Origin of the sequence: Pelatocladus sp. BLCC-F211, from assembly GCF_041928655.1 — a bacterium.
GTDB lineage: Bacteria > Cyanobacteriota > Cyanobacteriia > Cyanobacteriales > Nostocaceae > Pelatocladus.
Window position 1 is genome coordinate 20,805 of sequence record NZ_JBHFLM010000206.1, and the last position, 7,403, is coordinate 28,207.

Here is a 7,403-nt window from a genome sequence, read left to right on the forward strand (position 1 = left end):
CTTAACTAAAATTCCGCTCTAACCAATCAATAAAATCTGAGACTACTTTGCGATCGCCACTCCGCGAAACTCCAAAAACTTTCTCATATGCCAGCGTCTTATAAACACTTCCATCTGGCTTTTTGGGCAACTCCATCCACAATTGGACATATGCCTCATATGAGAGATTTTGGAATTTTTTCGGCAGGTTGGACGCATCTTTAAAAACGTCCAATCCCTTATCCTGTAATCTGTCCGGCGTTGGATATGATTGGACAATTCTGCTGGATTCCGTCCAATTGGACATGTCGTTGGACGCGGTTTTGGACATAGGTGGACAAACCAATTGTTTATCCCACTGGTAATAGTTTGGTGGCGGTAGAGTCCCAAAAAACGCTTCTCCTTGGGTGGGACAATACAAAGCGGTGTATTTTAGCTCTGGATTGCTTTTCAGCGCCTTCTGAAGTAAGTTAGTGTTTTTAGAAATTAACTCTGCATCAACATCACGAACCTTGTATTTTTGGCAACTCCTAATGCTGTCGCCAAAACTGATGTAAGCACAATTGGCCAAATCATTGACCATCATCCCAAAACTACCTGGCTGGAGATTTTGACCAGCAATCAAAGATTTCACCCTGAGACTTCGCCCCGTCTGCCAGATGAACAATAGCAACTTCTTAGCAAACTGCTGCTTGTAATTGCCTAGCTCTATCCTCATGAACTGATTGAAGTATTCTAATCTTTCCCCTGACAAAGTGTTTGCAAAGCGCTCTAGGACATTCTCTAAATCTGCTTCGTTTATAGATTTCCATCTGGTGAATATTAGGTTGATTTCATCTATGAAAAACAATATCGGGTCAAAATCTTTTATCTCCTCTCCTTTTAAAAACGCTTGTTCATTGATGTGGATGCGGTATTGAATCTCTAGCGCTGCTTCGAGTAACCCAAAAACAGAATTCGGAACACCTAGCCAATTAACATGAGGGAATATTTTGGCTGTGTCTACATCTATTTTGGGAATCGTAGTCCTAATGGTTGGTGTACCACCCAACTCTTGAATCATGCCGCCGATGATATTTGAAATTGCGGTTGATTTCCCACCTCCTGTTTCTGCCCACATGCCTACGTGATAGGCATTTTTTACAAATTCAATCAGTGATTCTGGAGGTTTGATAAATTTTTGAACATCATTGATCACTTCCTCCTCTACCGTTTTTTGTGGCTTCTTAGATAACAGCAGGTATGCTTTCATTAGTCCAGCTTCTGCATCCCACTTAAATGTGATTGGCGCTAGAGTGTGGCTCAGTTGCTGCAACTTCTTGTTCTCGAATTCCAGTTGCTGGAGCGGTTTTGTTATTTTCTCTACTATTTCCTTAAGCTGCTGGTTGCCACACTCTGAGTGATGCTTTGTTAATAGGTGAGCGGTTGCTGCGATCGCACTACTACTCAATGCCACATTTAGAACCAGCTCTTTAGCTGAAGAGTCTGCGCGAAAATAACTTATTAAGGCAACACTACAGATTAACCCACTTGCAACGGTAATTAATTTACTGTTTGCAAAGTTAATATTATTCATCGTTTTAAACCTCTAGTAACTTAGCTTCTAATTCCTGACGCTTAATCTCTGCATCCCTAACTGCCCCTTCTACTTCCAGACGCAATCCTTGATTCTTTGCTTGTTGACGTTCAAATTTTAGATTCCACTCCAAGCGAATCCCCTCTGTTAAATTAACCGTTCCTTGCGTTGCTATTATTTGTTGAGTTAACAGTTCTTCTGTCTGTTCTAGCTTGCTTTGTTTGCTGCGATAGTTAGTATCTGCGATTTGATTTTCTATTATCTTGCTTCCTACTTCAATCCCTGCTGTGTGGAAACCAACTACATCACCTATTAACCGACAGTTTTCTGTTGCTAGTTGAACTACTTTTCTACCTTGCTTAATCTTTTCTAACCGCACATCCAAAGCGTTGTTTTGGCGCTGGATCGTGAGCTTATGTCGGTTAGCTTCTGCTGCGGTCATCTCTGGTATCGATGCATCCGCTGCGTAAGGGTCAGATCCCATTAGCTCTTTTGGAGAAATATCGGCTATACCAAATCCTTGTGCTATTTGTTCGGCTTTGGCAAACGAATCATCAGAGCTTGAGGTTACTAATTCACTCCCGCCATCGAATGCTCGACGTACTGCTTTAAAGTTATTAGATACAGCATTAACACCATTGGAGACTGATTGAGCAGTGCTGGCTACATTTTTAACTGCGCTATTAGCTGCTTCAACTGTATTTTGAGCCGCTTCCAGCGGGTTTGAGAATCGTTCCTTGATTCTCTGTCTGGCTACTCTATCTGCTTGTGCTGCCGCTTTACTTCCATCTGGATCTGTAATCGGGTTCTTTTTAGTTGCCATAATTCTCTTAAGTTTGTTAACTATAAAGGGGCTTAATTGCCCCTGTTTACTTAATCGGATATCATCTGGATGCATTCGTGACGCCTGCCTCCACCCGGAGAACATTTCTCAGATGCCTGTACGATTACCCCGTAGAGAAATAAAGCAGCACAAAGAAGAGTTAAAAGAACTGGGAAGTACTGATGCTTGTAAATTTGAGTAATAATCTTCATAGATTCATTCCTGTGGAAACGGGTGGATTGGTGCGATCGCATTTGATTGGAACCCAGTGCGATCACGCTAAAAACTTCTACTATTTTCACGACACAAAGCCCTCTAGCTGAGTGATATCGATTGATCTAATTACCTGCTGTGTTTGAGATGCGGACTCCCAAACCTTGTCCAACACTGCTTTTTGAGATAGCTCGATACTTACCCGTGTGTTGGGGCAACGGTCTGCAAACTTCCAAAATACATACTTGGGATACGCACCGGATATTTTGTGGCTATACCTCCAATCACCTGATTTACTTTGAATGCGGTAGAGAGTGTTTTTAGTTAGCTCTGTGGTGTCAAACATGTTTCTTCCCAAATAATTTTTTAGCTTTAGCTTGTTCCTTAAATCGGTCTGGACTTAGCCAAAAATCATCCTCATCTATCAATGATTTTGCGGCTGTTAACGCATCATTAGTACTGGTAAATCCTCCCTCTGAATCATCTAAATCTTCACCCCTAACGTAGTAGGCATAGGTACTTGTAGGTTTAGTGATTTCAATTTTGTAGCCACTGTAGGTAGTTTCAAATGGTTGATTTTTAGTTACTTTCATGAGTGAGCTTAGAAACGTTTCTCTCTACACTAAATCGTGACAATCTAATCTCAACTTTTCTGCCATTAACGTATTGCCAAAAGATATATCTAGGATGTCCCAATTCAATATTCATTCGACTAAATACGCAAGTTTGCTCAAAGCCAGTAATTTTGTAATGGTGTCCTGGCTCAAAATTGAGTGGTTTCATTAAATTTTCTCCTGCATCAATTCATCTTTTCGCCTGAAGTGTCGCTATTACACCTATTTGCTCAAATCCAACGCTTTAACTTCTTGGGTAACTCTGCGTTGTACTGCTTCCCGACTAAGAGCAAGGTTAACTCTGCGCTTAGAATTATTTACCGCAAAACGCCAGAATATGTATTTATTGCCTCTAACTCCCTGATTGTAACTACTGTAGTGCCACTCTCCGTTCTCGCCATTGATCTGGTATATGCTTTCCGTGTTCAAAGTTTTGTAATCAAACATTTGCACCAGGCTCCTGTTGTTATTACTAGAACAGCTCTAATTCAAGAACAAATTCATCAAGGCTAGCTAGCGATACTTCCTGTTCAATTCCTGACTTTAACTTTATGAAGAAGTTTTCACCCGTCATATCTTCTTTGAAGTCAAGAATTATTCCTTGTTTTTTTAGTTTAGAAAGCTTTTTTACAGCAGGAGGCATCAACGAAAGAAAACGCTGTTTCTCTTGTTCAAATAGAAGATTCCAGGCAGCTTGTTTATGTTCGTATCCGTAAGTTAGCAGTGCCGTTCTAATTTCTGCCCAGTCCGATGCATTGCGAAAAACCTTTGCAATTTCTTCTACAGGATTAGTGGGGATTTCTTTGTGATCAATAGTATTGATTTCTACTTCTGATTCACTTAAATAGTCTTTACCCCCAGGAATGAACACAAGGCGATTTTCTTGCGACATTGCCTGCTCGTCTATCCAAACTTTCCAATGCCAACTCATCTTGAGTAGTTCATTCAGGCTAGCCTCAGCTTGTATAGAATTGACATTCCACAGAGCTTTTACATTCCGAGCCTTCATCAATATCTGGGAGTGAGGGCTTCTACCATCACTCAAGTCCGACTCTATAGACTCAGGAGTAATCTTCTTTATATGGGCATAAGCTACAGCTACAGGGTTTTGTAGTCCGCAGTCTACCAGGGCTTGATCAACAGTGACATCGTAGATACGTCCTGCCATCATTGAGTCGTGTTCCTCATCAGCCCAAACGACAGTATCACCAAGGGATAACCCCCATTGCTGGAGTGCTACTTCTTCAGCTGTGATGAATTGCTCTAGTTCATCTTGTTCGGCTCCTACTATTGCAATTGCCTCAGAGGGCGTTTGCCCGTCTGGAACTTCCCCCATGCTTAGATCATCCTGGGATTGAGCCTCTTCGGGGTTAACTAATGCGATCGCTCCTTGCAAGGATTCGTTAACATCTGCTACTCGTGCTTCTGATCGAGACTCTATCAAAATTGGTAAGCTGGCTTTTTCTTCAAGGGAGCTATTTTCAGAACAAGGAGCGATCGCCCCTGGTGAGACTGAGCTAACCGCAACTACATCCGCTAAGTCTTTGCCTTCTGCCCAAACCAGTCTCCCTTCGGCAAAGGCTTGATAGTAATCAAGTGCCTTATCTACTGCCCCAGAAAGGCTAATTCCTTCTGATGAGGCGATTTTTTCTACCCGTGCTTGAGTTTCTTGGTTATGAATCGCGCTCGTTATGGACGATTGCTTCTTGTTCTCCCGTTTTTTGGTTGGGAACATCTGTTTTTTGAGTCCATCCACCAACTCTTGGGTCAGTTCCCCACCGCATTGTCCCCTCCAGGATGAGGCGGGCTTTGAGGTCTTGGCGTTTAGTACTGTTGGCATGTCGCAGGGTATATTTAAGCCCGCCTCATCCTGGTACGTGGAAGACCCTCGACCGTCCAACATCTCTGACCAAAGCTCTTTGTAGCGTGGTGTCAACAGCGAGAACATCATCAAACCGAGCTTGGCTAAGTCTTCTGGCACAAAGTGATCGCTCACCTTAGCTAACTTGATAAACTTTGTCGCCTCGCGACGAATCATCCCGTACTCAGCAAGCAGAGCTTTGAATGCTTTAGGCTTCATCGTTTCTTGCTGGTGTTTCAACCAACGAGCGAATTTGATATAGGCGGTTGTTCCGCTTTCAAAGAGTGAAAACCCTTCAGAGGCTAGAGATTGTTGGGGAATTGTGGAAACTGCCAAGACCATATTTGTGGCTCCCAAGACTTGATGATTGGACTATTGACCAACTTATTTTTGCTTAACCCCTTAGTGCTGCGCTAAATACTCCAGCGCCCGAAATCGCAAACTAACTAGCTGGTCATAAAAGGGGTTTAGATGGCATAGCGCGGGGATATGAATTGTATATCCAGATACCTGAATGCTGCGTTCAAACGGACAAGATGCTGGAATCAACCAGCATAAAATTTTTGCACTTGCTGGGTTTGCAACTTTTGTTTCATCTAGTTTTCGCCGTAATTGCCGTATCATAATCCTCCATGCTCCCTATTGATTCTGGTATGTGGAAGACCCTCGTGACTAACCAACACACCATTTTTTTTTTCAACACCAGCGATCGCCTTCAGGATGTATGCGATCACTGTGTGTTTCTACTTCTTTACAAACGCCAACACACCGCCACCAATTGCCATTGATGCACCCATACCCAACAACATAGGATTTAGATTTTTGTAGTTGCTAGAGAGGTAGTAACTGCCACAAGAGAGGACGGCTATATAGGCAGAGAAGGCAACGAGGTTAGATTTCGATTTAGGCGTGGTAAGTTTCATGTGCGACTCCTAATAAAAATGTGATTCCGAATGTTGCAACAGCAGGGATGATTAGGGGAGTCGTAGCCAGTAATCCAAACGCTGCACCCAATGCCGCTAGAGAAACTCCCCAGTTCAGAGTTGGTGCGGACAAAAATGTCCAAAACCGTCCAAAACGTTGTCCAAAATGCGTCCAATGGTGCGTCCAATTGGACAGAATCCAGCAAAGTTGTCCAACTGCGTCCAACTCTGGACACCTCACAGGGTAAAGGATTGGACGTTTTTAAAGATGCGTCCAACCTACCGAAAAAGTTTCAAAATCTTTCATTTGAGGCATATGTCCAACTTTGGGCACAACTACCCAAAAAACCAGACGGAAGTGTTCACAAGACGCTGGCTTATGAGAAAGTTTTTGGAGTTTCGCGAAGTGGCGATCGCAAAGTCGTCTCAGATTTTATTGATTGGTTGGAACGGAATTTTAGTTAAGGAAAATGGGGAATCAATGCGATTGCACACCGCGTACACCCAAAGAAATGATCATGAGCCTGAGTATATATACTTAATGGAAGCTATTGGATATCACGGGATAATACCAGGATGCTTTCTCCGTCGTTGTAAAATTGGTTTAAGTCGTAATCCACATCTGCGCCTTCAGAATTTCCACGATAATCAGCCACCGTGTGATATCAAAATCTTGAAATAGCGGTGGTGAAGAAATGAAAGTAGCAGAAAACCAAATTTTTACCACCAACTACAAAGGATTCCAAATCGAAATCTTCTTATCTGATGTTCGTTATGCCTTTGTGCTTCGCAAGGACGAATTTGAGGATATCGAAAAGGGATATAGAACACCCAAAGAAGCTTTAATTCAGGCAAAAGGATTAATTGACGCAGCAGAGAAATTTAATGAAACGATCTGAGCGATGCAATCTCGACAATTACGTCAGCACACGAGAAAGCGAATATCGGCAACTTAATACCAATACCCCGACCAGTGAGTCCAACTGGAAGCATGGTGATTGGTGGATGCAGGTAGAGGCTTGCGGCAATGACGATGGAAAGGTGATCGCGGCAAGATTCAGCAATTATGTTGGAGAAGGTGAAGCGTTCTCAGAAATTTAAGTGCGATCGCCTGATAAATCAGCCACGAAAAACCAGCGATCGCTAATTTTAAGTAAGTACACAAAATAAATCAAGTATAAATCTGTATTAACAAAGATAAAATAGTTGTTGTTCCTTTCCATTTCAAAAGCTAATTGGTAGTTGACTTAATGATACATTTGTACTAAAATAACTGAGTCATTTTTGGTTTCAGGTGAGATCGTGATCGAACAAGTAAGTGAATTGGTAGACCGTCTCTACCGCACTGAGTCACGTCGGGTCTTCGCCACTCTGATTCGACTGCTGGGCGACTTCGATCTGGCTGAAGAGGCGC

Annotated in this window: 13 protein-coding genes; 3 read left to right on the forward strand and 10 right to left on the reverse strand. The window is 42.6% G+C overall.

What is annotated here, in order from left to right:
* Position 1 precedes the first annotated feature (1 nt).
* The 9 genes from ACE1AT_RS25200 to ACE1AT_RS25240 are packed head-to-tail and all read right to left on the reverse strand — an operon-like array spanning position 2 to position 5,690.
* A complete protein-coding gene (locus ACE1AT_RS25200) occupies positions 2-1,555 on the reverse strand; it encodes a hypothetical protein (protein WP_374873399.1) in 1,554 nt (517 codons plus the stop codon).
* Positions 1,556-1,559: 4 nt separating this feature from the next.
* Positions 1,560-2,378, reverse strand: a complete 819-nt coding sequence (locus ACE1AT_RS25205) for a hypothetical protein (protein ID WP_374873401.1) — start codon at positions 2,376-2,378, stop codon at positions 1,560-1,562.
* Positions 2,379-2,428: 50 nt separating this feature from the next.
* The gene (locus ACE1AT_RS25210) at positions 2,429-2,680 is read right to left on the reverse strand and encodes a hypothetical protein (RefSeq protein WP_374873403.1); all 252 of its coding nucleotides are present in this window, start codon (positions 2,678-2,680) and stop codon (positions 2,429-2,431) included.
* Positions 2,677-2,937, reverse strand: coding sequence for a hypothetical protein (locus ACE1AT_RS25215; protein WP_017308824.1), 261 nt, complete (start codon positions 2,935-2,937; stop codon positions 2,677-2,679). The genes ACE1AT_RS25210 and ACE1AT_RS25215 overlap by 4 nt, the downstream gene beginning before the upstream one ends.
* Positions 2,930-3,184, reverse strand: a complete 255-nt coding sequence (locus ACE1AT_RS25220) for a hypothetical protein (protein ID WP_374873405.1) — start codon at positions 3,182-3,184, stop codon at positions 2,930-2,932. Before ACE1AT_RS25220 ends, ACE1AT_RS25215 begins: the two co-directional genes overlap by 8 nt.
* On the reverse strand, positions 3,171-3,374 hold the full coding sequence (locus ACE1AT_RS25225; protein ID WP_374873407.1) for a hypothetical protein: 204 nt from the start codon (positions 3,372-3,374) through the stop codon (positions 3,171-3,173). Before ACE1AT_RS25225 ends, ACE1AT_RS25220 begins: the two co-directional genes overlap by 14 nt.
* A gap of 53 nt (positions 3,375-3,427) precedes the next feature.
* The gene (locus tag ACE1AT_RS25230) at positions 3,428-3,652 is read right to left on the reverse strand and encodes a hypothetical protein (RefSeq protein WP_017308827.1); all 225 of its coding nucleotides are present in this window, start codon (positions 3,650-3,652) and stop codon (positions 3,428-3,430) included.
* A gap of 25 nt (positions 3,653-3,677) precedes the next feature.
* Positions 3,678-5,408: a hypothetical protein gene (locus ACE1AT_RS25235; protein WP_374873409.1), complete on the reverse strand. Its 1,731-nt coding sequence runs from the start codon at positions 5,406-5,408 to the stop codon at positions 3,678-3,680.
* A 60-nt stretch (positions 5,409-5,468) separates the two neighbouring features.
* Complete coding sequence (locus ACE1AT_RS25240; protein ID WP_374873411.1) at positions 5,469-5,690, reverse strand: Mo-dependent nitrogenase C-terminal domain-containing protein; 222 nt, start codon at positions 5,688-5,690, stop codon at positions 5,469-5,471.
* Between the two features lie 434 nt (positions 5,691-6,124).
* Here ACE1AT_RS25240 and ACE1AT_RS25245 point away from each other — a divergent pair, with 434 nt between their 5' ends.
* From ACE1AT_RS25245 to ACE1AT_RS25255, 3 genes are all read left to right on the forward strand, one after another.
* Positions 6,125-6,454 carry a hypothetical protein gene (locus ACE1AT_RS25245; RefSeq protein ID WP_374873413.1) on the forward strand — a complete coding sequence of 110 codons (330 nt, stop codon included), beginning with the start codon at positions 6,125-6,127 and terminating at the stop codon, positions 6,452-6,454.
* A gap of 230 nt (positions 6,455-6,684) precedes the next feature.
* Complete coding sequence (locus ACE1AT_RS25250) at positions 6,685-6,888, forward strand: hypothetical protein (RefSeq protein WP_374873415.1); 204 nt, start codon at positions 6,685-6,687, stop codon at positions 6,886-6,888.
* Positions 6,875-7,090, forward strand: a complete 216-nt coding sequence (locus ACE1AT_RS25255) for a hypothetical protein (RefSeq protein WP_374873417.1) — start codon at positions 6,875-6,877, stop codon at positions 7,088-7,090. Before ACE1AT_RS25250 ends, ACE1AT_RS25255 begins: the two co-directional genes overlap by 14 nt.
* Here ACE1AT_RS25255 and ACE1AT_RS25260 read toward each other — a convergent pair.
* Positions 7,087-7,212: a hypothetical protein gene (locus ACE1AT_RS25260; protein WP_374873419.1), complete on the reverse strand. Its 126-nt coding sequence runs from the start codon at positions 7,210-7,212 to the stop codon at positions 7,087-7,089. The genes ACE1AT_RS25255 and ACE1AT_RS25260 overlap by 4 nt on opposite strands.
* Positions 7,213-7,403 lie beyond the last annotated feature (191 nt).

Coding starts and splice junctions, on each gene's coding strand:
- ACE1AT_RS25200 (WP_374873399.1), bottom strand. CDS start 1,555: ATGAATAATATTAACTTTGCAAACAGTAAATTAATTACCGTTGCAAGT.
- ACE1AT_RS25205 (WP_374873401.1), bottom strand. CDS start 2,378: ATGGCAACTAAAAAGAACCCGATTACAGATCCAGATGGAAGTAAAGCG.
- ACE1AT_RS25215 (WP_017308824.1), bottom strand. CDS start 2,937: ATGTTTGACACCACAGAGCTAACTAAAAACACTCTCTACCGCATTCAA.
- ACE1AT_RS25220 (WP_374873405.1), bottom strand. CDS start 3,184: ATGAAAGTAACTAAAAATCAACCATTTGAAACTACCTACAGTGGCTAC.
- ACE1AT_RS25225 (WP_374873407.1), bottom strand. CDS start 3,374: ATGAAACCACTCAATTTTGAGCCAGGACACCATTACAAAATTACTGGC.
- ACE1AT_RS25230 (WP_017308827.1), bottom strand. CDS start 3,652: ATGTTTGATTACAAAACTTTGAACACGGAAAGCATATACCAGATCAAT.
- ACE1AT_RS25235 (WP_374873409.1), bottom strand. CDS start 5,408: ATGGTCTTGGCAGTTTCCACAATTCCCCAACAATCTCTAGCCTCTGAA.
- ACE1AT_RS25240 (WP_374873411.1), bottom strand. CDS start 5,690: ATGATACGGCAATTACGGCGAAAACTAGATGAAACAAAAGTTGCAAAC.
- ACE1AT_RS25245 (WP_374873413.1), top strand. CDS start 6,125: ATGTCCAAAACCGTCCAAAACGTTGTCCAAAATGCGTCCAATGGTGCG.
- ACE1AT_RS25250 (WP_374873415.1), top strand. CDS start 6,685: ATGAAAGTAGCAGAAAACCAAATTTTTACCACCAACTACAAAGGATTC.
- ACE1AT_RS25255 (WP_374873417.1), top strand. CDS start 6,875: ATGAAACGATCTGAGCGATGCAATCTCGACAATTACGTCAGCACACGA.
- ACE1AT_RS25260 (WP_374873419.1), bottom strand. CDS start 7,212: ATGGAAAGGAACAACAACTATTTTATCTTTGTTAATACAGATTTATAC.